The organism is Hymenobacter coccineus, from assembly GCF_001816125.1.
In the GTDB taxonomy this organism is placed as follows: domain Bacteria; phylum Bacteroidota; class Bacteroidia; order Cytophagales; family Hymenobacteraceae; genus Hymenobacter; species Hymenobacter coccineus.
This window is the reverse complement of record NZ_MDZA01000385.1, coordinates 1-23491: the sequence shown is the minus strand read 5'-3', so window position 1 is coordinate 23491 and position 23491 is coordinate 1. Positions and strand designations below refer to the sequence as shown.

Here is a 23491-nt window from a genome sequence, read left to right as displayed (position 1 = left end):
GGTGAGTGGCCTGGGGCCCTACTGGGGCCGTTTGGGAGCCGTTTACCCCAACCTATTCCGTCGTCAGCACCAAGTCATCGGCCTGCACGCGGGCCCCCACGGGCAAGTCCAGGCGGGCGATGGTGAGGTCGTGGGGGGCGGTAATGGTGGTTTCCATCTTCATGGCCTCGATGACGAACAGCGGCGTGTTGCGCGGCACGGCGGCCCCGGCCTCCACCAGCACTTTGCTGAGCATGCCTTGCAGCGGCGCGGCAATCTGGTGGGGGTTGCCCTTGTCGGCCTTCTGGTTGCTGATTTTGGTGATGGCCACCGAGCGGTCGCGCACTTCCAGGTTGCGGGTCTGGCCGTTGAGGACGAAGAAGAGCGTGCGCGTGCCTTCCTCGTTCACGGGCCCGATGGACTGCACGCTCACGAGCACCGACTTGCCGCGGGCAATTTCGACGATGGTTTCCTCGCCCAGCTCCAGGCCGTAGAAGAACACCGGCGTGGGCACCCGGCTCACGTCGCCGTACAGCTCGCGGTGGGCCCAGTATTCCTCGAACACCTTGGGGTAGAGCAAGCTGGAGAGCAGGTGGGTGAACTGCCCGCCGGGGTGCGTTTCCTGGAAAGCGGCCCATTCCTTGTCGAAGTCGATGGGCTCCAAGTGGTCGTTGGGGCGGTCAGTGAAGGGCGTTTCGTTGCGCAGCACCAGCTTTTGCAGCTCGGCGGGCCAGCCGCCCTCGGGCTGCCCAATGTCGCCGCGAAACAGCTCGCGCACCGACTCGGGGAAGCTCAGCGTTTCGCCCTTTTCCATTACATCGGCCGGGCTCAGGTCGTTGCTCACCATGAACAAGGCCATGTCGCCCACCACCTTGCTGCTGGGCGTCACCTTCACAATGTCGCCGAACATCATGTTCACGTCGGCGAAGCGCTGCTTCACTTCCTCGAACTTATCGGCCAGGCCCAGCGACGCCGCCTGGGGCCGCAGGTTGGAGTACTGCCCGCCCGGAATCTCGTGCTGGTACACCTCCGAGGTGCCCGCTTTCAGGCCCGACTCGAAGGGGTAATAATGCTCGCGCACGGCCTCCCAGTAGTTGCTGAACTCGTTGAGCGAGGCCTGGTCGAACTCGCGGTGGCGGGGCGTGTGGCGCAGCATTTCCACCGCCGAGTTGAAGTTTGGCTGCGAGGTGAGGCCCGACAGGGCCCCCATCGCCACGTCAATCACGTTCACGCCCGCTTCCACGGCCTTGAGGTGGGTGGCGGCTTGCAGGCTGCTGGTGTCGTGGGTGTGCAGGTGGATGGGCAGCTTCACGGTGTCGCGCAGGCCGGCAATGAGCTCGCCGGCGGCGTAGGGCTTCAGCAGCCCGGCCATGTCCTTGATGCAGAGGATGTGGGCCCCGGCGTCCTCCAACTGCTTGGCCAGCTTGAGGTAATAATCCAGCGTATACTTGGTCCGCTTGGGGTCCATAATGTCGCCCGTGTAGCAGATGGCGGCTTCGGCCAGGCGGTCAGTTTTGCGCACGAAGTTGATGCACGATTCCATCCCTTTCATCCAGTTCAGCGAGTCGAAAATGCGGAACACGTCCACGCCCGTTTCGGCCGCCACCTGCACAAATTTCTCGGTCAAATTATCCGGGTACGCCTTGTAGCCCACGCCGTTGGCCCCCCGAATCAGCATTTGGAGCAGGATGTTGGGCACGGCCTCGCGCAGGCGGGAGAGGCGGGCCCAGGGGTCTTCGTGCAAAAAGCGCAGGGCCACGTCGTAGGTCGCGCCGCCCCACACCTCCAGCGAAAAGGTTTGGGGGTGGCGCTGGGCGTAGGCGCGGGCCACCTTCAGCATGTCGTAGGTGCGCATGCGGGTGGCCAGCAGGCTCTGGTGGGCGTCGCGCAGGGTGGTGTCGGTGTAGTGCACCAGGGGCTCGGCGCGCAGCCACTCGGCGAATTTCTCGGGGCCCAGTTCGTCGAGTTTCTGCTTGGTGCCGGGCGCGGGCACGGCGTCGGCGTCGAAGTGCGGCAGGCGCGGGCGGCGCAGCGAGGGGCGCGGGGCCTCGCGGGCGGCGGCCGGCACGTCGGCGTTGCCGTTCACCACCACGTCGCCGATGAAGTTGAGCAGGCGCGTGGCCCGGTCGAGCCGGGTTTCGAACTTGAACAGGTCGGGGTGGTCCTTGATGAAATCGACGGTGGCGCGGCCGGCCTGGAAGTCGTCGTCGGCCACGATGTTTTGCAAGAACTGGATGTTGGTGCGCACGCCGCGCACCCGGAATTCCTCCAGCGTGCGCAGCATTTTGAGGGCCGCCCCGGCCAGTGTGGCCGAGTGCGTGGACACCTTCACGAGCAGCGAATCGAAAAACGGCGACACCACGGCCCCCGGGTACACCGAGCCCTCGTCGAGCCGCACGCCGAAGCCGCCCGCCGAGCGGTAGGCCACGATGGTACCGTAGTCGGGCTTGAAGTCGTTGGCCGGGTCCTCGGTCGTCACGCGGCACTGGATGGCGCAGCCCATGCGCGGCACCACCACGCCCTCGCCCAGCCCAATTTCGGGCGATTCGAGCGGGTAGCCGGCGGCGATGAAAAGCTGGGTTTTGATCAGGTCGATGCCCGTAATCATCTCGGTCACCGTGTGTTCCACCTGGATGCGGGGGTTCACCTCGATGAAGTAGATGCGGTCCTGCTCGGGGTTCACCAGGAACTCCACCGTGCCCACGTTGTCGTAGCCCACGGCCCGCCCGATGCGCAGTGCGTACTCATACAGCAGGTGGCGCTGGTGCTCGGGCAAGTCCATAGCCGGGGCAACTTCCACCACCTTCTGGAAGCGGCGCTGCACCGAGCAGTCGCGCTCGTAGAGGTGCACCAGGTGGCCGTGCTGGTCGCCCACGAGCTGCACCTCGATGTGCTTGGGCCGCTCCACAAACTTCTCCAAGAACACCGTGTCGTCGCCGAAGGCGTTCAGCGCCTCGTTGCGGGCCTCAAAGAAGCCTTTTTCCAGCTGCTCGTCGTCGCGGATGACGCGCATGCCGCGGCCCCCGCCGCCGCTGGCCGCCTTCAACATCACGGGGTAGCCGATGCGCTGAGCCTCGCTTTTCGCCGTTTCAAAGTCGTTCAGCTCCTGTTCGCTGCTCTCAATCTGGGGTACCTGGCACTCCACGGCCACGGCCTTGGCGCGCACCTTGTCGCCGAGCGCGTCCATGGCCTCGGCCGGGGCCCCACGAAGATGATGCCCTCCTCGCGGCAGCGGCGGGCCAGGGTGGCGTTTTCGCTCAGGAAGCCGTAGCCGGGGTGGATGGCGTTGGCGCCGTTGGCCTGGGCCACCCGCAGCAGCCCCTCGATGTCGAGGTAGGGCTTCAGCGGCTCGTCGTCGCCGCCGATCTGGTAGGCCTCGTCAGCCTTGTAGCGGTGCTGCGAGTAGCGGTCTTCGTGGGTGTACACGGCCACCGTGGGGATGTTGAGCTCAGTGGCGGCGCGCAGCACGCGGATGGCAATTTCGCCCCGGTTGGCGACGAGCAGTTTGGTGATTTTCATACGGAACAGCGGTTGACTAGCTGGCGGCTAAGCTACGCCCGGGGCCCCACCTACGCCACTATTACTGCATAAATCACGCGGATTTATCCAATTCAGCGGGGCCAACGCGGCCTGCATCCAGCGTCAAGCAAGCTATTCGCCTGGTTTAAAGCAGTCCTGTGCTACTGGTTAACTATTCAAGAAGCGAGGGCCCCAAGGTGCGGGGCGCAATTACCCAAGTGCGGCTCCATCGTGGGCTTTGGCCAGCGTTTCGCTTACCAATTACAGGGCAAGCAGAAGCGAACTACCGATTGCAAGTAGTGTATTTACAAGTAGTGTATCTAATAGATACTGTCTATTCAGCACTGCCAACTACTGGCGCCATAAACCTGCCACCAGTGGTTACCCGCACTTCAGCATTTTCTGCTTCCATTTATACGCTACGCAGCAAGCAATCCGCGCAGAGCGAAGCAGCCCATATTTGGCCTCCTAGAAAGGAGGTGTAAAGCGCTTGGTAGAATTGGAGGCGACGGCCAGCTCATAAAGGGATTTACGTGCAACCACAACTCTTTTTTAGCTAAGATTTCATCAACTTATCCAGCTTAATACATTGATTTATTAAATTTTAATAAGTTTTATAATTTCATAATAATCCGGAAAGCAGAACCAAATAACCAGAAAAATAATACTGTAAAATGCTATTAATCAATCATAAATTTCAGAAAAAGATGAATTTTTGGTAATTTTTGCATTCTAAATTGCATTCGCAAACGATTGCTATAATCAATTGCCAAAATGCTACGCAAGGGGTTGCTTTTGAATGCTGTTTTTAAACTTTTCCTGGTTTTTTGATCCTGAAGGCACACGTAGCAAGCTAGTCGCAGTGCTTTTCCCCTTTTGCAGTTTGCAACCGGTGGTTCATCAGGCGATTGCATGGCTGGGTAGATAGTCGGTTTTAGTCCCACTCACTCCTGAGCCACCGCCTGCATTACGCGACTATTACACCCTTTGCCAACACTTAAGCACTACCTGAATTGGGTTGGCCTTTAGCAGGACGCTAGTGAGTTATGGTTCAGCTTACTGCACGTAGGCGGTTCGCTCAAACTACTAGCAGTCTGTTTTTTGTTAAAAAAATTAGCAGAAAATCAAAAAAATATTTCCGGTTAGCTTTTTTTAACTATTCCAAGTCGTTAAAAATATAATTGACTAGTGATGAGTACTTAATGATTTATTCATTTTCACTCGTACTACAGCGTTAGAACTGGTTTTTGTCTACTGCACTTTTCCGCAGGCCCTTCCGAATGGATTAATGGGATGCAAGGATTGGCTGAAACGCCGACCCATTATAACTTGTCTAAGCAAGCGATTGCGTGGAGTTTCAATAGAAAACTACCGCAACCGATTGCTATTGCTGGCCAAAGGCTCTGCTTATAACGTCTCCCTTCATTCTTTTCTCACGCTCCTAAATCTATCCCATTGAAGCAGCCCTTTTCCTCCGCCTAGCCCCCGGCCGAGTGCCCGTTGTGCGGCGTTCGCAGGGCCCCAAGTCATGCGCCGGCGCAAAGCCTACCCACGGGGTAGGGTCCCCCTCCCATTTTCCACCACTCATTCTGTATGAAGCATTTTACGCTACTACTATTATTGCTCGCGGCGACCTTGCAGCCACTGGGGGCATTTGCCCAAACCATCATCAAGGGGATGGTGACCGACGGGGCCAAGGGCGAAGGCTTGCCCGGCGTCAGCATCGTCGTGAAAGGATCCACCGCCGGCACCTCTTCGGGCGCCGATGGCTCCTACACGCTCCAGCTGCCCACGCCCGAGGCCACGCTGATTTTCTCCTTCGTGGGCTACCAAACCACGGAGCGCGCCACCAAGGGCCAAACCACCATCGACGTGCGCCTGGCCGTGGACCAGAAGGCCCTGGAAGAGGTGGTGGTGGTGGGCTACGGCACCGTTAAGAAGAGCGACCTGACCGGCTCGGTGGCGGTAGTCAAGACCGAGGATATCCTCAAGACCATCCCGACCAGCATCAACCAGGGCCTGCAAGGGCAGGTGGCCGGCGTGCAGGTCAACCGCAGCGATGGGGCCCCCGGCGCGGGCATCAGCCTCACCATCCGGGGGGCCAACTCGCTTTCGGGCAACACCGAGCCGCTCTACGTCATCGACGGCATTCCCTTCATCGCGCCCGCGGCCACGGCGGCCTCGTCGGGCACGGGCATTGCCACGCAGCAGAGCACCAACGCGCTGTCGTTCCTGAACCCCCAGGACATTGCCAGCATGGAAATCCTTAAGGATGCCTCGGCCACGGCCATTTATGGGGCCCGGGGGGCCAACGGCGTGGTGCTCATCCAAACCAAGAAGGGCCAGAGCGGCACCGACAAGGTGGAAGTGATTGCCAACACCACCGTCGCCCAGATTTCCAAGCGCATCGACGTACTCGACGCCTACCAGTACGCCAAGTTCCAGAACGAGGCGTACCAGAACACCATAACCTACAACGGGGCCGCCCCAACGCAGGCGCCCTTCCCCGGCATTACGGCCCCCGACCCCCTCACGGGCGTAGTGGTGCGCCTGCCCGCCCCCGAAGACTACCTCACCGGCCTGCAGGGCACCTCCTACCCCGACGGCTTCACGGGCACCAACTGGCAGGACCAGATTTTCCGCACAGCCCTCACCAAGGACTACACTGTGCGCCTGTCGGGCGGCAGCGACAAGGGCGGCTACTCCGTGTCGGGCAACGTGCTCGACCAGCAGGGCATCGTCAAAAACTCGGGCTTCAAGCGCTACGGCCTGCAAGCCAACATCAACCGCAAGGTATTTAAGTGGCTGGAATTTGGCACGAGCAACAACGTGACGTTCAGCAACTACAACCTGGCCAAGTCGAACTCCAACGGCAACGAGGCCAGCCTCATCAGCTCGGCAATCGTATTCCCGGCCACGTTCCCCACCGCGGTGGACGCCGCCTCGATTGCCCGCGAGAACAACGTGTCGTGGTACGCCGCTGCCAACCCGCTCACCTACTTGCAGCAGGCCAAGGACCAGACGTCCTCCATCAGCGTTTACTCAGCCAACTACCTGCAAGTGCAGCTGGCGCCCGGGCTAAGCTTCCGCCAGAACATCGGGGTAAACTTCAGCGGCAACAACCGCGAGGTGTACTATGGCCGCCGCTTGCAGGAGGGCCGCACCGTGAACGGCTCCGCGTTCGTGTCGGATGATACCTGGCGGGCCCTCACCCTGGAGTCGCTGCTGAACTACAACAAGACCTTCGGCAAAGACCACTCGGTGAGCGCCGTAGTGGGGGCCACGCGCGAAAACAACAGCTACTACATGCGCAACATGTCGGCCACGGGCTTCCCCGACGACCTGCTGCAAGACAACAGCATTGGCAACGGCGCCAACCAGCGGCAGCTGAACAGCAACAAGTCGGACGGCGCGATTATGTCGCTGCTGGGCCGCCTCAACTACAGCTACAAGGGCCGCTACATGGCCACCGTATCGTTCCGCCGCGACGGGTCGAGCCGCTTCAGCGCGGCCAACAAGTACGCCAGCTTCCCCTCGTTCTCGGTGGGCTGGAACGTGCACGAGGAGCCCTTCATGCAGCACCTGGAGGCCCTTAGCACCCTAAAGATCCGCGGCGGCTACGGCCTCACCGGCAGCCAGGCCATTGGGCCCTACGGCACGCTTTCGCTGCTCTACTACACGCCTTACGTGGCGGGCGGCGGCCTCCAGCCGGGCTATTCCGACAACCCCTACATCGGCCCGGCTGACCCGAACCTGCGCTGGGAAACCACCGGCCAATATAACGTGGGCCTGGACCTGGGCTTTATGCAGAACCGCTTCACCTTCACGGTGGACGTGTACCGCAAGCTCACCCGCGACCTGCTCCAGCGCATTTCGCTGAACCCGAGCAGCGGCTCGTTCTACCAGCAAACCAACTTCGGCTCGGTGGAGAACAAGGGCCTGGAGCTTTCGGGCATCGGCACGGTGCTGAGCACGCAGCGCTTCAAGTGGAACATCAACGCCAACATCTCCTTCAACCGCAACAAGCTGCAAGACTTGCCCGGCGACCAGTACGCCCCGCGCCTATACTTTGGGGCCGAGCAGTTCTTCTTGCAGCGCAACGGCCAGCCCATCGGGGTGATTTACGGCTACGTGGAGGACGGCTTCTACGACAACCTGGCTGAGGTGAAGGCCGACCCGCAGTTTGCCAACCAGTCGGAAGCCGTGCAGCGCCAGCAGATCGGGGAGATTAAGTACAAGAACCTCGACGAGAATCCCACCAGCATTAGCGCCTCCGACCGCACCATCATCGGCAACACCAACCCCAAGTACGCCTACGGGGTGACCAACAACTTCTCGTACCGCAACTTCAACCTGAGCGTGTTTGTGCAGGGCGTGCAGGGCAACGACGTCATCAACAGCAACCTCTACCAGATTCGGATGGGCCAAGTGGCCAACATTCCGCAGTTTGCCTACGACGGCCGCTGGACGCCCGAAACCGCCGCCACCGCCACCTGGCCCAAGCCCCTGACGGCCGACACGCGCCAGCTGCGCCTCTCGGACCGCCTCGTGGAAGACGGCTCCTACGTGCGCCTTAAGAACATCAACTTCGGCTACGTTTTCAACAAGCCCGTGCCCTTCATCGAGAGCATTAACCTGTACGGAGCCATTGGCAACGTGTTCACCGTCAGCAAATACAGCTGGTTCGACCCGGACGTGAGCGCCTTCGCCGGCGACGCCACCCGCCGGGGCGTGGACATGAACTCGTACCCCAACAGCCGCACCTACACCCTGGGGCTGCGCCTGGGCTTCTAACCGCTTTCCTCCTACCCTGCTATATGAAAAAGCTAGTTATTTCGACCTTGCTCGCGGCCTCGCTGCTGGGCGCCACTTCGTGCAAAGACTTCCTGACCGAGAAGCCAGTTTCCGGCGTGGCTCCCGCCCAGATTATGTCCGCCGACTTGTACATCAACGGGGCCCTGAACACCATCATCGGGGAAACCATGTTCCGTTTTGGGCCCTTCCCGAACCTGTGGGACTACGACAACGACGACGCCACGGGGGCCACCTGGGCCTTTGGCGACATCGGCTCGGGCAACTTCCAGAACTACTGGGGCGCCGACAACGGCTGGAACGGGCCCTACATCCTCATCAACCATTGCAGCTTTGCCATGGCCCGGGTGCAGGAAATGTCGATGGACCCAGTGGCCCAGAAGGACGCCGTGGCGCAGCTGCGGTTCCTACGGGCCTGGGGCTACTACATGCTGGTGCGGGCCTACGGGGAGGTGCCGCTGCTCAAGAAATCGGTGGCCGACGGCGAAACGCCCCAGCTGCCCCGCTCGCCGGTGAAGGACGTGTACGCCTTCATCATTGAGGACCTGAAGGCAGCCGAAACCGACCTGTACCCGGCCGCCGGCGCCGTGGTGGGCCACCCCAACCAGACGGTGGCCAAGAGCCTGCTGGCTAAAGTGTACGTTACGATGGCCTCGGGGGCCCTAGCCGGCGCCCAGGTAACGGTGATGGGGGGCCCCACCTACAAGCTGGTGGCCGGCAAGCGCAACCTGCTGGACCCCAAGCCCCTGACCTACACCAAGACCGTGGTGGGGGGCCTGGAAGGGCTGAACGCCACCGACTACTTCAAGCTGGCCCGCGACAAGGCCCAGGAGGTGATGGCCAGCGGCGCGTACACGCTCTTCCCTACCCACGCCGAGGTGTGGGCAGTGGGCAACCAGAACAAGGGCGAGCACATCTGGTCGCTGCAAACCATTTCCAACGACCCGAACTTCGGCAACGAGGTGTCGATGTTTCACCTTGGGCGCATCAACCCGGCCAACAGCGAGATTGAGGGCGGCTGGATTGCGTCGTCCAACCACTGGTACCACCTGTTTGAGGAAAACGACCAGCGCATTACCGCGGGCGTACTGCACCGCTGGAAGCTGTACGGCAACTTTATGTACTACCCCTACTCCGACAGTTCGGTGGTGAAGGGCACCGACCAGAGCGCCAGTGCCGTAGCCAAGCGCGCCCGCTACGGCTACCAGCCTACCGACCAGGGCAACATCGACGACGCACACGTGGCCCGGCTGCGCAAGTTTGAGGCCATCAGCGACCGCACGGTGACGCGCGGCAACTACAACTACCCGCTGCTGCGCTACCCCGACGTGCTGCTCATTTACGCCGAAGCGGCCAACGAAGTCAGCAACGGCCCCACGGCCGAGGCCCTGGAGGCCGTGAACATGATTCGCCGCCGCAACAGCGCCTCCGAAGTGACGACGATGAGCCAGCAGGCCTTCCGCTCGTTTGTGCTGGAGGAGCGCCGCCGCGAGCTGGCCCAGGAAGGCGACCGCCGCTGGGACCTGCTGCGCTGGGGCATTTACCTGCCCGTGATGAACGCCTTGGACAGCGACGAGAACAACGTGCTCAAGCGCCGCAGCACCAAGCACTTGCTCATGCCCATTCCGGTAACGGAGCTGAACATCAACCACGAAATAACGGGCAACAACCCCGGCTGGTAGGGCCCCCTGGGGCCCCCGGGCGGCGCTACCTAGTGCGCCGCCCGGCATTTACTCACGCTTTGCTCTTTCCTTATTCATGAAATTTTATTCAATACTACCCAAAGCCGCCCTGGGCCTAGCCCTGGCCGGCACCCTGGCCCTGGGGGGCTGCGAAAAGGAAGACGCCGACGTGTGCGGCGGCACGCCCACCGTATCGGGCGTGTCCTCGACCACCGACCGCGGCACCGCCAGCGGCACCGGCAGCCTCGCCGATTGGGTCATCATCCACGGCACCAACCTCTGCAACGCCACCAAAATCTCGTTCAACGACGTGGACGTGTCGCTGGCCGATGCCTACGTGACCGCCACCGAGATTACGGTGCAGGTGCCCCGCGTGGTGCCCAAAAACGTGACCAATACCCTGACCGTGACTACGGCGGGCGGCACGGCCCAAACCAGCTACAAGCTCGACGTGCCGAGCTTGATGGCCCTGGGTATGAGCAACGAGTACGCCGCCCCTGGCCAGCTGGCTGCCATCGTGGGCAATAACTTCGACCTCTACGAGGTGACGCCTGAGAAGGGCAAAATCCTGTGGGACGGCACGGCCGTGGCCATCACCAAAACCACCGCCGACTCGGTATACTTCGTAGTGCCGGCCAATGCCACGCCCGGGGCAATGCTGAAAGTAGTGGACGCCAATGGCAAGGAAACCGCCGTGCCCGGCCGCTACAAGGACAACCGCAACGTGCTGTTTGGCTACGATACCAACGGCAGCGTGTGGGGCAGCGACGCCTTCATCGCGACCGGCCCCACGCCGGCCCCGGTGAACGGACCGTACGTGCACATCAAGCAGATGATTGGCGAGTGGGTCTGGACGGAGTTCTCGACCCACAACAATATCGCCCTGCCCGCCGACGTGGTGAAGAACCCCAACAACTACGTGCTGCGCTTCGAGGTGAACACCCTCAAGCCTTTCAATACCAACGCCGTCCGCCTGTCCATCGACGGTGATGCCGCCGCGACCAACACCTACACCTGGGCCCCCGCGACGCCCTTCAACACCCGGGGCAAGTGGAGCACGGTAACCGTGCCGCTGAGCAACTTTATCAACAAGCCAACCGACTTGGACAAACCCCTGCACGAGTGCAAGTTCATCTTCTTGGGTCCCGGCGCCCTCGACGCGGACATCTCGTTCGATACCTTCCGCATCGTGCCCAAGGACTAACATCTGGGGGCCCTAAAAAAGCAGCGGGTGGACGGCAATTGGCCGTCCGCCCGCTGCTTTTTTGTGCCCGGCCACCACCACCCGGTTCCGGGCCAGCCGCCGCTAGGGGCCCTGGGGGCCCGGCCACTAAATTGGCGAAGCCAAATAGCTAATTTATTCTGTTCAATAGCCTTTCTATCAGCATTATACAATAGCATATGTATTGATACAGAAGTCTGACACGGCCGTTTTTTGGTTTGCGGCAACCAATTAGCCAAGGCACTTTTACGGCTGTGGTCCGCCCCGGGGCCCTTCCTTACGCTGCCCAGCCAAGTCTTATGCTGAAAACCCTACTAATCTGGTGCTTGCCCGCCCTTGCCTGGGCCCAGCGCCCGCCGAAAACCCGCCGGGGCCCTGGAGTGGCGGCCTGGGTGTTGGCAACGGCCTGGAGTTGCACGCGGCCTACCAAACCGACGGCCACCTGCTGCTGCTGGGCCGCAACCGCTACAAGTGGTGGGGCCCCAGCGCGGGGCCCGGCAGCAAGTTTTTCGACAATGTAAACGTCCTTTCGCGCCAGATTGAAGTAGCTGCCCTGGCCGGCTACGGCGCGCCTGTGGGCCGCAGCCGGGCCTACGCCGCCGCGGGCCTCGCCTACGTGCTGGACCGCCAGCTGGGCGACTACCGCTACACCACGCGCAGCAGCGGCTTGCTGTGGGGCGATGCCACCTACCACTACGCCTACCGCCGCTACCAGGCCCTGGGCCTGCCGCTGGAAATCGGCCTCCAGGGGCCCCTGGGCCGCAACCAGCAGCGCCTGGGCCTGGCCTTCCAGGCCAACCTCAACCCCGAGCATTCGGTGTACTGCGCGCTGCTGACGCTGAATCTCAGCAGCTGGGGGAACCGCATCAAGTAATTTAATTCTCCTTACTAAACAGGTATTCCTCTTTTTAGCGATGCTTTCTTTCATTCGCCACCACGCTTGGGCGGCCATTTTCATTCCCTGGCTGCTGCTGGCGGCCGGCTGCACCATCACCGCTTCCGACGTAGAGCCCGCGCTGCCCGACGGGCAAATTGAAGGCAGCAGCACCTTGGCCTACTATTCCAACGGGCGGCCCGTGGTGGCCAACAATTCTTCTAGCTTGATATCCATCCTCGTGGCGGTGTTCGGCGATAGCCGCGCCGTGGCGGGCCAGCTACGCGGCGGCACCCAACTGAGCCTACGGGCCGTGGATGACCAAAGCGCGGCTTACGCCGGCGGCAAGTACCACGCCCTGCGCCTGACGCTCAGCGGCTTCCACGGCCTGGGCACGTACCCGCTGGATGCACAATCCACGTATTACCAAGAGCTTACGCCGCGCGCCAGTGGGCAGTCCGTGCCACCAGACCCCACGTTTTACGTCGTGACCACGGCCCCCGCCGAAGTAATCATCACGGGTTGGGACGCGGCCACGCGCCACGTGCGGGGCATGTTCGTGCTCGCCGTGGCCACCGCGCCGGGGGCCCCCGCAGTGGCCCTCACCGACGGCCGCTTCGATTTAATCCTCGACTAATAAAGCAGTTAGCTGATTATAAAACATGGGCTCGGATTGAGGGTTAGCTGTTGGCGTATAAAGTCTTCATCCCCGCCCCTTCCCCCATGAATTTCAACGAGAAACACTTCCTCATCGTCGGCGCTTCGTCTGGCATCGGCCTGGCCACGGCCAAATTGCTCAGCGGCCTGGGGGCCCACCTGCACACGGCCTCGCGCCACGAGTCGCCCGAGTTGGCGGCGCTGAACACTAACCACTTCAGCTACGATGCTACCCAGCCTGTGGGCACCGCCTTTGACCACTTGCCCGATGCCCTGCACGGCGTGGTGTACTGCCCCGGCAGCATCAAGCTGCGCCCGTTCGAGCGAATCCCGGCCGAAGACTTCCAGGCGGATTTCGACCTGAACGTGCTCGGGGCCGTGCGCGTGCTGCAAGCCACCATGAAGCGCCTGAAGAAAGCCGAAGGCGGCGCCTCAGTGGTACTGTTCAGCACCGTGGCTGCCGACACGGGCATGAGCTTCCACGCCAGCATTGCCACCGCTAAAGCGGCCGTGGAAGGCCTCACGAGGGCCCTGGCGGCCGAGTACGCCGCCAGCAACGTGCGCGTAAACTGCATCGCGCCCTCGCTCACCAACACGCCGCTGGCCGCCCCGCTGCTCAGCACGCCCGAAAAGGCCGAGGCCGGCGCTAAGCGCCACCCCTTGCAGCGCATCGGCCAGCCCGAAGACCTGGCCTACACCGCCTCCTTCCTGCTCTCCGACCACAGCAGCTTCGTCACCGGCCAGGTGCTGGCCGTGGACGGCGGCATGGGCAAATTGAAGTAATTACTGGCGCTTGGTTATGGGTGCCCGGTGCTCGGTTGTGCTTCCTGCCTAAACGCGGGGCCCCTCGCGCACCCGGCACCCCAACCGAGCACTGGGCACCACTAACCAAGCACTTATGAAAATCTGCTTATTCTGGCACCGGCGCGATTTGCGCATCCACGACAACGTGGGCCTGGCGGGGGCCCTGGCCAGCGGCCTGCCGGTGGTGCCGCTGTTCATCTACGACCGCGACATCCTGGACCACCTACCGGCCAAGGACGACGCCCGCCTCACCTTCATTTTTGACCACGTGGAAGGGCTGACGGCCGAAACCGAGAAAGCTGGCGGCACCTTCCTGGCCCGCTACGGCCAGCCGCTGGCGGTGCTGGAGCAGCTGGTGAAGGACTTTGACGTGGCCGCCGTGCACACCAACGAGGACTACGAGCCCTACGCCCGCGAGCGCGATGAGGCCGTGGCCCAAATGCTTAAAAAGCACGGCGCCGAATTCCACCCCTATAAGGACCAGGTGGTGTTCGCCAAGGACGAGATTATGACCAAATCGGGCACTGTACCCAAGGTGTTCGGGGCCTACTTGAAAACGTATCTGGCCCAGCTGACCGACGAGTTGCTAAAACCCGCCCCGTCGAAGCCCGCCTTCAAAAAAGCGCACCTGCACCACCTCACCGCGGCCCAGGCGGGGCCCCGGCCCACGCTCGAAAGCATGGGCTTCACGCGCAGCGGCGAGCGCACCACGCCCGCCGAGTTGCCCGACGAAAAGGTGGTGCGCAACTACCACAAAACCCGCAACACGCCCGCTGACGAGCACGGCACCAGCCGCGAATCGGTGCACCTGCGCTTCGGCACGCTCAGTGTGCGCGAGGTAATGCGCCAGGCCAAGGAGCTGAACCCTAAGCTCCTGTCGGAAATCATTTGGCGCGATTTCTTCATGATGCTGCTCTGGCACTTCCCGCACACCGCCACCGAGAGCTACGACCCCAAGCTGCGCCGCGTGCCCTACCGCAACAACGAGGACGAGTTCCGGGCTTGGTGCGAGGGCCGCACCGGCTACCCGCTCGTCGATGCCGGCATGCGCGAACTGAACGCCACCGGCTACTTGCCCAACCGCGTGCGCATGACCACGGCCGGCTTCCTCACCAAGCATTTGCTCATCGACTGGCGCTGGGGCGAGCAGTACTTCGCCGACAAGCTCTTCGACTACGACATGGCCAACAACGTGGGCAACTGGCAGTGGATGGCCGGCACCGGCGCCATCGCCGCGCCGTGGTTCCGGGTGTACAGCCCCGACAGCCAAATCGAGCAGGTGGACCCGCTCCGCGAGTACGTGCGCCGCTGGATTCCCGAGCTGGATACCAAGCAATACCCTGCCCCCATTGTGGAGCATAAATTTGGTCGCGACCGCGCCGTGGAAGTCCTGCGCCAGGCCCGCAAGGAAGCTTCGTAACCACGCGCAGCCGGGGCCCTGAGCATCCGCGCCTAGGGCCCCGGCTGCATTAACTTTAATGTGCAGGCCCGCAGCGCCGGCACAGCCCATTACTTACCAAGCCCCCGAACCGTTCGGGGCCCCCACGGGTTATAAAGACATGGAAAAAGACCGCATCAAACAAGCCTATCTGGACTTCGTGCTCAACGAAGGCCACCCGCCCGCGTCGGTGTTCAAACTCACCCAGCAGCTGGGCGGGTCTGAGGCGGAATTCTACCAGCACTACCCCAATTTTGAGGCCATTGACCGCGAAATATGGGCTGATTTTGGCAAACAGGCGCGCACCGCCGCCGCCAGCGAGCCGGTGTGGGAAGGCTACGGCAGCCGCGAAAAGCTGCTGGCGTTCTATTACACGCTGCTCGAAATTCTCAAGCAGAACCGTTCCTACGCGCTTATGAGCCTGCGCCGCTCGCTGCACCGCATGCCCGGCCTCTCGCCCCGCGTGCTCGACGATTTCCGCCAGGACTTCGAGCGCTTCGTGGCTGATTTGCTGACCGATGGCCGGGTGAGCGGCGAAATCGCCAACCGCCCCATCGTGCAGGACGGCTACCCGCGCTTCTTCTGGCAGCAAGTGCTGTTCGTACTCGGCTTCTTCGCCAAGGACGACACCGTAAACTTCGAGCGCACCGACGCCGCCGTGGAAAAAGCCGTCACGCTCAGCTTCGACCTCGTGGGCCGCAATACCTTAGACTCCGCTGTTGATTTCGTGCGGTTTTTGGTGCGGCGCTAATTAATTAACGCGGGCATTATTTGATAAATAATTAATTAAAAGGCCGTCATGCTGAGCGTAGTCGAAGCATCTCTCCCGCAGTAGTAATTAATTACTTGCGCAGTAGAGATGCTTCGATTACGCTCAGCATGACGGCCTTTTGTTAGATCAGTTTTTAGTTACAGTCTCGATTATTAATCAATAGAATCAATGTCTGCTGACCAGCCGCTTACCTCGCTCCCTACCACCAAGGTGGCGCGCGCCGCCCGCTTTGCCCGCACTGGGCTGAACGTGGGAGCCAACTACGTGAAGCACTACGCCAAGAAAGCTGTCGGCGCCGCGTCGTCAATGGAGGACCTGCACATGGCCAACGCCGCCGAGCTATACGGGGCCCTGAGCGAGATGAAGGGCTCCGTGCTGAAGGTGGCGCAGATGCTGGCGATGGAGAAGAACATGCTGCCCACGGCCTATTCCGACCAGTTTGCCCAGGCCCAGTACCAGACGCCGCCGCTCTCGGGGCCCCTGGTCATCAAAGCGTTTAGGGATGCGTTCGGGCAGTCGCCATTTCAAGTGTTCGACGAGTTTGAGCCGGCGGCGCGGCAGGCGGCCAGCATCGGCCAGGTGCACTTTGCCCGCAAAGACGGCCGCGACCTGGCCGTGAAAGTGCAGTACCCCGGCGTGGCCGCCAGTATTAAGTCCGACATCAACCTGGTGAAGCCCATTGCCTTGCGCGTGATGGGCCTGAACGAAACCCAGGTGCGCCCGTACCTGGAAGAAGTAGAGGCACGCCTGATTGAGGAAACCGACTACGCCCTGGAACTGCGCCGCGGCCAGGAAATCGCGGCCCGCAGCGCCCACTTGGCGCACCTGCAATTCCCGCGCTACTACCCCGAACTGTCGAGCCCGCGCATCCTCACCATGGATTGGCTGCCCGGCCAACACCTCAAGGAATTCCTGTCCCAGGGCCCCAGCCTGGCCGTGCGCAACCAACTTGGCCAGGCCCTGTGGGACTTCTATCAGTTCCAGCTCAACGACTTGCGCCAGGTGCACGCCGACCCGCACCCCGGCAATTTCCTGATGCGCGATGAAGACGGCGGTACGCTAGGCGTGCTTGACTTTGGCTGCGTAAAGGAAGTACCCGCCGATGTGTACCACCAGTTCACTACCCTGCTGGCCCCCGAAACCTTTGCCGACGAAGCCCGCCTGCGGGCCCTGCTCACCGAGGCCAACGTGCTGCGCGCCAGCGACCCCGCCCCGATGCAAGCGCTGTACCTGCGCACGCTGCGCACCTCGCTGGAACTGGTGGGCCGCCCCTTCCGCCAGCCGGTATTCGACTTCGGCGACCCGGCCTACATGGCTGCGCTCTACGCCTTGGGCGACGACTTGATGGCCGACCCTGAGCTGCGCCAGCAGCGCGAACCCCGCGGATCAGCCCACTTTATCTACCTCAACCGCACCTACGTGGGCCTGTTTGCCCTGCTCACGGAGCTGAAAGCAGAAGTGCGCACGGTATAGAAACTAACAAGTGCATAAAAAGGAGGGCCCCCACGCATTATGGGGGCCCTCCTTTTTATGTAATCATTACTTGATTACGCAGCGTTCCGATGCGGCACAGGTACCAGCACGCCGGCCAGTTCGGCGGCGCAGTCGGCCAGTTCTTCCCAAGAGGGCAGCACAAAGTACTGGTCCTGGAAACGGGTGCCCAGCACGGGCGTGCGCCGCACCGTTTCTACGCTGAAGGCGGGGCGGGGCGTGGCCTCGTTCACGCAGTGGTGAATTTCACCGGCCGACGAGAGCAGCCCGGCGCCGTATAGGTGCGGCTTGCCGTCGTGCAGCACTAGACCAAACTCGGCCGTAAAGAAGTACAGGGCCCACAGTTCGCGGCGAGCTACTGCGTCGTCATGGCCCAGGGCCTGGGCGGCTTGGCCCAGCGTGTGCAGGAACTCGGCGAAGTGCGCGTCGAGCAGCATGGGCACGTGCCCGAACAGGTCGTGGAACAGGTCAGGCTCGGGGCTGAAGTCGAAATCACGCATCGGCCGGATGCGGGTCATCACTGGGAACTGCCGCTCGGCCAGGTACTTAAAGAATACCTCGGGGCCCAGCGACTGCCCCACCGGCACCAGTTGCCAGCCGCTAAGCCGGAACACCTCGGCGCTGAGCGTGGGCAGGTCGGGGATGGCCTCGCGGCGCAGGCCGAGCTGAGCCACGGCGGCGCTGAAGGCCGGCACGGCGCGCCGGTGCAGCAGCGCCGTCTGGCGATCAAACAATACCTTCCAAACCAGCTGGTCCTGGGGAGAATAGCGGGGGGCGCGGGATTGCGTTAACATAGCTGAACACTTGGTGGGTAGGGCGAAAAAAAGCCCGACTTCCTGGCGGAATCGGGCTTTTGGAGGTTCTTAGGGAAGAAGCAGTTTCATACTTCGTAGTTCCATAGTACCGCACGTAGCCCGCCGTTGCCCCGCTTAGGGCAATTAATCATTAGACGGACGTGTTTCGCGGTTTGGAGATTCATTACTGGGACGAAGATAGGAACAATCTCAGAATATTCGATTCCTTTAATCGAAGTTTAATCAAACTTTTTTTAGCAGCCCGGGGCCCTATTCCAACTCGCCCCGCAGGGCATATACCCGGCGCAGGTTGCGAATCAAGCGGGCCGATTCGGCAAAATTCAGCGTCTGCTGGCCGTCGGAGGCGGCAGTTTCGGGCGTTTCGTGGGCTTCGTAGAGGATGCCGTCGGCGCCGGCCAGCACGGCCGCCAGGGCCATGGCGGGCACGTAGTCGCGCAGGCCAATGCCGTGGCTAGGATCGACCACCACGGGCAGGTGCGTCTTTTCCTTCAGAATGGGCACAGCGTTTAAGTCCAACGTGTTGCGGCTGGCCGTTTCAAAGGTGCGGATGCCCCGCTCGCAAAGAATCAACTTCTCGTTGCCGCCCGAAAACACGTACTCCGCCGACGAAAGCAACTCCTCAATCGAACCCGAAATGCCGCGCTTGATGAGCACTGGTTTGTCCACGCCGCCCAGCGCGTCGAGCAGGTTGTAGTTCTGGGTATTGCGGGCCCCCACCTGGAACACATCCACGTAGTCGTGCATCTCCTCCACCTGCGATACCTGCATCACTTCTGTCACAATCTTAATGCCCCGGGCCCGGCCAATTGATGGAATAATCGAAGACCGTCCATCCCTAAACCCCGAAACGCGTAGGGCGACGACCGAGGCTTAAACACGCCGCCGCGCATCAGGCGCACGCCGTTTTCGAGCAGGTGGTCCATCACCTTTTCCATCTGCGCCTCGCTCTCGATGCTGCACGGGCCGGCGCACAGCGCCAAGCTGCCCTCGCCGATGGTCACGCCGTCGCCCAAGTCGATGACCGTGGGCTTCACGCGCCACTTGCGGCTCACCAGCTGGTAATCGTCCGATACCTGGTGCACGTCGCGCACGCCGGGCAGTTGACCGATGGTGCGAATGTCGAAATCTTTCTTCCCAATGGCCACTAAATAGTGCGCGTGCTGGGTGGTAACATCGGTGGTTTTGTAGCCCTGCTCGGCCAGGTGCGCCGCCAGGGCGGGCACGGAGGCCTGGGGTTCGAGTTGGAGAATCATACGGGTGGGTTAGAATAACTGAGCAGTAGGAAGCAGGTGCAAGGCCGGGCTGCCGGCTTTTTCGCCGGCTGCCCGGTAATCGCTAGGGCAGGCAAGTGCTCCGGGCACGAACGACGCGGCGGTTCGCGAACGAGGGCAACGATTAGCGGGCAGCCGGCGAAAAAGCCGGCAGCCCGCCCCTGGTGCAGCGCCTTAGTTTTTGATGCTGGCCACGAAGGCGGCGGCGGCAGCCGGCGCGTCCGGGGCCCCTTCGAGGGCCTGGATGAGCGCCGAGCCGATAATGGCACCGTCGGCGTGGGCGCAGGCGCGCTGGTACGAGGCTTTGTCGGCGATGCCAAAGCCAATAAGGCGTGGCGTCTTCAGGCCCATGGCCTCGATGCGCCGGAAGTAGTCGTCCTGCACGGTGGTATCGGCCGGGCCCACGTTGCCGGTGATGCCGGGGCCCGACACCAGGTACAGGAATGCCTCGCTGATGCTGTCGAGGTGGCGGATGCGGGCCTCGCTGGTTTGGGGCGTGATGAGGAACACCGGCCGCAGGCCGTGCCGGCGGAAGGTAGCGGCGTACTCTTCCTCGTATTCGGCCACCGGCAAGTCGGGCAGAATTACGCCGTCGACGCCCGCCGCGGCGGCTTCGCGGCAGAAGTTCTCCATCCCGAATTGCAGCACCGGGTTGAGGTAGCCCATGAGCAGCACCGGCGTGTCGGGCAGGGCGGCGCGCAGGGGCCCCAGCTGGCCGAACAGCGTGCGCATGTTCATGCCGTTGGCCAGCGCCAGCGTGCTGCTGTGCTGAATCACGGGCCCGTCGGCCATCGGGTCGGAAAACGGCATGCCAATTTCCAGCATATCGGCGCCGGCGGCCACCAGGGCCTGGGCCATCGGCATGGTATCGGTGAGGGCCGGGTAGCCGGCGGTGAAGTAAATGTTGAGCAGGTTTTGCTTCTGCTCGAAGGCGGTTTGGATGCGGTTCATGGCGCGGCGCGCAAGGTTCCGCGAAGCTTAAGTATCAGGCTTCGTGGAAGTAAGATAAATTAGGTGCAGGGCAGGGACAATGGGTAAAGCGGAACGGTGGGCTACGGGGCCCTGGCGCGCCGGACTTATACCAGCTTGTCGAAGTTTTTCATGTAGGTCTCCAGGTCCTTGTCGCCGCGGCCGGAGAGGTTGACCACCACCACATCGTCGGGGCCCGCGCCGAGCTGGCCGAGGGCGGCCAGGGCGTGGGCCGTTTCCAGGGCCGGGATGATGCCTTCGAGGCGGGCGCACTCGCTCACGCCGGCCAGGGCCTCGTCGTCGGTGATGGCGATGAAGCGGGCGCGGCCGGTGGTACCCAGCCAGGCGTGCAGGGGCCCAATGCCGGGGTAGTCGAGGCCCGCGCTGATGGAATAGGGCTCAGTGATTTGGCCGTCGGCGTCCTGCATCAGCAACGTGCGGCTGCCGTGGATGATGCCCGGCGTGCCCAGCACCGACGTGGCCGCCGAGTGCCCCGAATGGATGCCGTGGCCGGCCGCTTCCACCGCCACCAGCTGCACGCTGGGCTCGTCGAGGAAGTGGTAGAACGCGCCGGCGGCGTTGGAGCCACCGCCCACGCAGGCCACCACGTAATCGGGCAATTCGGAACCGGTTTTCTCCAGCAATTGCTTGCGCATCTCCTCGCTGATGACGCTTTGCAGGCGCGCCACCAAATCGGGGTACGGGTGGGGCCCCACCACTGAGCCGATGATGTAGTGCGTGTCGAGGGGGTTGGCGAGCCAGTCGCGGATGGCCTCGTTGGTGGCGTCCTTCAGGGTTTGGCTGCCGCTGGTGGCGGTGCGCACTTCGGCCCCAAGCAGGCGCATGCGGGCCACGTTAGGGGCCTGGCGCTCAATGTCTACCGAGCCCATGTACACCACGCAGGGCAGGCCCATCAGGGCGCATACGGTGGCGGTGGCCACACCGTGCTGGCCGGCCCCGGTTTCGGCGATAATGCGCGTTTTGCCCAAGCGCTGGGCCAGCAAAATCTGGCCCACGGTGTTGTTGATTTTATGGGCCCCGGTGTGGCACAAGTCCTCGCGCTTGAGGAACACGCGGGTGTTGTACTTCTCCGACAGGCGCTGGGCCTCAAACAGCGGCGTGGGCCGTCCCACGTAGTCGCGCAGCAGCTGCTCGTACTCGGTGCGAAAACTTTCGGAGGCCAGAATTTCCTCGTACTGGGTGCGCAGCTCTTCCACGTTCGGGAATAGCATTTCGGGTACGAATGCGCCACCGAACTCGCCGTAATAGCCGCGGGCCGTGGGGGTTCGGTAGGAAGTGATGGCGGAAGGAGTCATAGTAAGGAAAGCGGTAAACCGCTGTTTTAGTTACAGGTATACAGTGCGCTACGCGGCCTTGGTCCGGCCCATCCCGTCGAAGAACGCGGCCACCCGGGCGGGGTCTTTCACGCCGGGGGCAATTTCGAGGCCGCTGTTCAAATCGATGCCCGCCAGGCCGGGCAGGCGCAGGTTGCGGACGACGGCCGCGTGCTCGGGGCGCAGGCCGCCGGCCAGCAGGTAGGGTACCGGCCAGGGATATTTTTCCAGCACGCGCCAGTCAAACACCCGGCCGTTGCCGCCCGGCGCGGGGCCCTGGGCGTCGAAGAGGAAGTAGTCGCAGTGCGGCACGTAGGGCCCCAGCGCGTCAAAATCGAAGGCCTCGCCCACCCCGAACGCCTTGATGACCCGCAGGCCCGTCGCGCGCAGCTCGGCGCACTGGGCCGGGGTTTCCTGGCCGTGCAGCTGCACGAAATCCAGGCCGAAGCGAAACGCAATGGCCTGCACCTGCGCGGTGGATTCGTTCACGAACACGCCCACCCGCTGCACCCGGTCGGGCAGGCCGTGCACCAAGTCGGGCGTGAGTACATCGCCCACGTAGCGCGGCGAGGCCGGCGAAAAAATGAACCCCAGAAAATCGGGTTCGAGGTCGGCCACAGCGTTCAGACTAGCGGCTTCGCGCATGCCGCACACCTTCACCAGGAGGCGCGCTGGCAAATCCTCGGAAGGGAGCGACGCGGCGGATAGCGGGGGGGTTGGCATGGGCGGGATTTTAAAGGGTTAGGCCAAAGCGGGGGCCGGCACGGGGGCCCCGGCCAGGGCGGTCAGCTCCTGCACCAGGGCGGCGCAGGCGCGCTCGGGCCGGCTGTGGCGCATGAAGGTTTCGCCCAGCAAGAAGCCTTGGTAGCCGGCGGCGCGCAGCTGTAGGATGGACTTGGCCTGGCTGATGCCGCTCTCCGACACCTTCACGAACTCGGCCGGAATGCTTTCGGCCAGGCCCAGCGAGGTATCCAGGTTGAGGGTGAAATCGTGCAGGTTGCGGTTGTTGACGCCCACCAGGTCCACGGCGTCGGGGTGCAGGGCGCGGGCCAGCTCGTCGCCGTCGTGCACTTCCAGCAGCACCTCCAGGCCCAGGCTTTTGGCGAGGCGGCCCAGGGTGAGGATTTCGGCGGGCGTGAGCACGGCGGCGATGAGCAGCACCACGTCGGCCCCCACGCTGCGGGCTTCGTGGATTTGGTACTCGTCCACCACGAAATCTTTGCGCAGGATGGGGCAGAAATTGAAGCGCCGGGCCGTGGTCAGGTCCTCGTTGCTGCCGCCGAAAAACTCGCCGTCCGTGAGCACCGACAGGCCCGCCGCGCCGGCCTGCATGTAGCCCAGCGTGGTGCGCTCCACCGGCGCGTAGCGGTTGATCCAGCCCTGCGAGGGCGACTTCCGCTTAAACTCGGCGATGAGGCCGCTGCTGCCCGGCCGCTGCAAGTAGTGCCGCAGCGAAATCGGCTGGGCCTGGTTGTAGAGGCTGGTTTCGAGGAACTTCAGCGGGCGCAGCTCGCGGCGCTCGGCCACTTCGCCGCGCTTGTGGGCCACGATGCGCTCGAGGATGGTGGGGGTGGATGCACTCATATAAGGATGGCTGACGCGAACCAGGGTTCGCAGCGTATTAAACGGTTATTGACGGAAATCAGTGACGAAGACAAGCCCGGGGCCCTAAAGTTGTTGCTACTGCGCCGCCAGCATCCGCTGGAACGCGCCGCGGGCGGCCCCCGAGTCGAGCGATTCGCGGGCTTGGGCCAGGGCTTCGGGCCAGGCCAGGCCGGGGCGGGGCGCAGCGCAGGGCCAGCGCGGCGTTGGCCGTTACCACGTCGCGCCTGCACAGGCGTGGCCCTCGCCG

At 62.7% G+C, this 23491-nt stretch carries 14 protein-coding genes and 2 pseudogenes; 9 read left to right on the top strand and 7 right to left on the bottom strand.

The window, feature by feature from the left end:
* Nucleotides 1-52: 52 nt before the first annotated feature.
* Nucleotides 53-3498, bottom strand: a pseudogene (locus BEN49_RS17850) (pyruvate carboxylase).
* A gap of 1593 nt (nt 3499-5091) precedes the next feature.
* Here BEN49_RS17850 and BEN49_RS17845 point away from each other — a divergent pair.
* The 9 genes from BEN49_RS17845 to BEN49_RS17805 all read left to right on the top strand — a co-directional run bounded on the left by BEN49_RS17845 (nt 5092) and on the right by BEN49_RS17805 (nt 17232).
* Nucleotides 5092-8292, top strand: coding sequence for a SusC/RagA family TonB-linked outer membrane protein (locus BEN49_RS17845; RefSeq protein WP_070745795.1), 3201 nt, complete (start codon nt 5092-5094; stop codon nt 8290-8292).
* A 23-nt stretch (nt 8293-8315) separates the two neighbouring features.
* The gene (locus BEN49_RS17840; RefSeq protein WP_070745793.1) at nt 8316-9992 is read left to right on the top strand and encodes a RagB/SusD family nutrient uptake outer membrane protein; all 1677 of its coding nucleotides are present in this window, start codon (nt 8316-8318) and stop codon (nt 9990-9992) included.
* A gap of 76 nt (nt 9993-10068) precedes the next feature.
* Entirely contained in the window at nt 10069-11196 is a 1128-nt protein-coding gene (locus BEN49_RS17835; protein ID WP_070745791.1) for a glycan-binding surface protein, read from the top strand.
* 340 nt (nt 11197-11536) lie between these two features.
* Nucleotides 11537-12088 carry a hypothetical protein gene (locus BEN49_RS17830; RefSeq protein WP_070745789.1) on the top strand — a complete coding sequence of 184 codons (552 nt, stop codon included), beginning with the start codon at nt 11537-11539 and terminating at the stop codon, nt 12086-12088.
* A gap of 40 nt (nt 12089-12128) precedes the next feature.
* Nucleotides 12129-12725, top strand: coding sequence for a hypothetical protein (locus BEN49_RS17825; RefSeq protein ID WP_070745788.1), 597 nt, complete (start codon nt 12129-12131; stop codon nt 12723-12725).
* Nucleotides 12726-12811: 86 nt separating this feature from the next.
* Nucleotides 12812-13528, top strand: coding sequence for an SDR family NAD(P)-dependent oxidoreductase (locus tag BEN49_RS17820; RefSeq protein WP_070745785.1), 717 nt, complete (start codon nt 12812-12814; stop codon nt 13526-13528).
* 115 nt (nt 13529-13643) lie between these two features.
* Entirely contained in the window at nt 13644-14969 is a 1326-nt protein-coding gene (locus BEN49_RS17815; RefSeq protein WP_070745783.1) for a cryptochrome/photolyase family protein, read from the top strand.
* A 139-nt stretch (nt 14970-15108) separates the two neighbouring features.
* Complete coding sequence (locus BEN49_RS17810) at nt 15109-15738, top strand: TetR/AcrR family transcriptional regulator (RefSeq protein ID WP_070745810.1); 630 nt, start codon at nt 15109-15111, stop codon at nt 15736-15738.
* 189 nt (nt 15739-15927) lie between these two features.
* Nucleotides 15928-17232, top strand: a complete 1305-nt coding sequence (locus BEN49_RS17805) for an ABC1 kinase family protein (RefSeq protein WP_070745781.1) — start codon at nt 15928-15930, stop codon at nt 17230-17232.
* Nucleotides 17233-17306: 74 nt separating this feature from the next.
* Here BEN49_RS17805 and BEN49_RS17800 read toward each other — a convergent pair whose 3' ends face one another.
* From BEN49_RS17800 to trpC, 6 genes and pseudogenes are all read right to left on the bottom strand, one after another.
* Entirely contained in the window at nt 17307-18044 is a 738-nt protein-coding gene (locus BEN49_RS17800; protein ID WP_070745779.1) for a hypothetical protein, read from the bottom strand.
* Between the two features lie 270 nt (nt 18045-18314).
* Nucleotides 18315-19318, bottom strand: a pseudogene (gene aroF, locus BEN49_RS17795) (3-deoxy-7-phosphoheptulonate synthase).
* A gap of 192 nt (nt 19319-19510) precedes the next feature.
* Nucleotides 19511-20287 carry a tryptophan synthase subunit alpha gene (gene trpA, locus BEN49_RS17790; RefSeq protein WP_070745777.1) on the bottom strand — a complete coding sequence of 259 codons (777 nt, stop codon included), beginning with the start codon at nt 20285-20287 and terminating at the stop codon, nt 19511-19513.
* A 125-nt stretch (nt 20288-20412) separates the two neighbouring features.
* Nucleotides 20413-21621, bottom strand: coding sequence for a tryptophan synthase subunit beta (trpB, locus tag BEN49_RS17785; protein ID WP_070745775.1), 1209 nt, complete (start codon nt 21619-21621; stop codon nt 20413-20415).
* Nucleotides 21622-21669: 48 nt separating this feature from the next.
* Complete coding sequence (locus tag BEN49_RS17780; RefSeq protein ID WP_070745773.1) at nt 21670-22362, bottom strand: phosphoribosylanthranilate isomerase; 693 nt, start codon at nt 22360-22362, stop codon at nt 21670-21672.
* 18 nt (nt 22363-22380) lie between these two features.
* A complete protein-coding gene (gene trpC, locus BEN49_RS17775) occupies nt 22381-23223 on the bottom strand; it encodes an indole-3-glycerol phosphate synthase TrpC (RefSeq protein ID WP_070745771.1) in 843 nt (280 codons plus the stop codon).
* Nucleotides 23224-23491 lie beyond the last annotated feature (268 nt).

Coding starts and splice junctions, on each gene's coding strand:
- BEN49_RS17845 (WP_070745795.1), top strand. CDS start 5,092: ATGAAGCATTTTACGCTACTACTATTATTGCTCGCGGCGACCTTGCAG.
- BEN49_RS17840 (WP_070745793.1), top strand. CDS start 8,316: ATGAAAAAGCTAGTTATTTCGACCTTGCTCGCGGCCTCGCTGCTGGGC.
- BEN49_RS17835 (WP_070745791.1), top strand. CDS start 10,069: ATGAAATTTTATTCAATACTACCCAAAGCCGCCCTGGGCCTAGCCCTG.
- BEN49_RS17825 (WP_070745788.1), top strand. CDS start 12,129: ATGCTTTCTTTCATTCGCCACCACGCTTGGGCGGCCATTTTCATTCCC.
- BEN49_RS17820 (WP_070745785.1), top strand. CDS start 12,812: ATGAATTTCAACGAGAAACACTTCCTCATCGTCGGCGCTTCGTCTGGC.
- BEN49_RS17815 (WP_070745783.1), top strand. CDS start 13,644: ATGAAAATCTGCTTATTCTGGCACCGGCGCGATTTGCGCATCCACGAC.
- BEN49_RS17810 (WP_070745810.1), top strand. CDS start 15,109: ATGGAAAAAGACCGCATCAAACAAGCCTATCTGGACTTCGTGCTCAAC.
- BEN49_RS17805 (WP_070745781.1), top strand. CDS start 15,928: ATGTCTGCTGACCAGCCGCTTACCTCGCTCCCTACCACCAAGGTGGCG.
- BEN49_RS17800 (WP_070745779.1), bottom strand. CDS start 18,044: ATGTTAACGCAATCCCGCGCCCCCCGCTATTCTCCCCAGGACCAGCTG.
- trpA (WP_070745777.1), bottom strand. CDS start 20,287: ATGAACCGCATCCAAACCGCCTTCGAGCAGAAGCAAAACCTGCTCAAC.
- trpB (WP_070745775.1), bottom strand. CDS start 21,621: ATGACTCCTTCCGCCATCACTTCCTACCGAACCCCCACGGCCCGCGGC.
- BEN49_RS17780 (WP_070745773.1), bottom strand. CDS start 22,362: ATGCCAACCCCCCCGCTATCCGCCGCGTCGCTCCCTTCCGAGGATTTG.
- trpC (WP_070745771.1), bottom strand. CDS start 23,223: ATGAGTGCATCCACCCCCACCATCCTCGAGCGCATCGTGGCCCACAAG.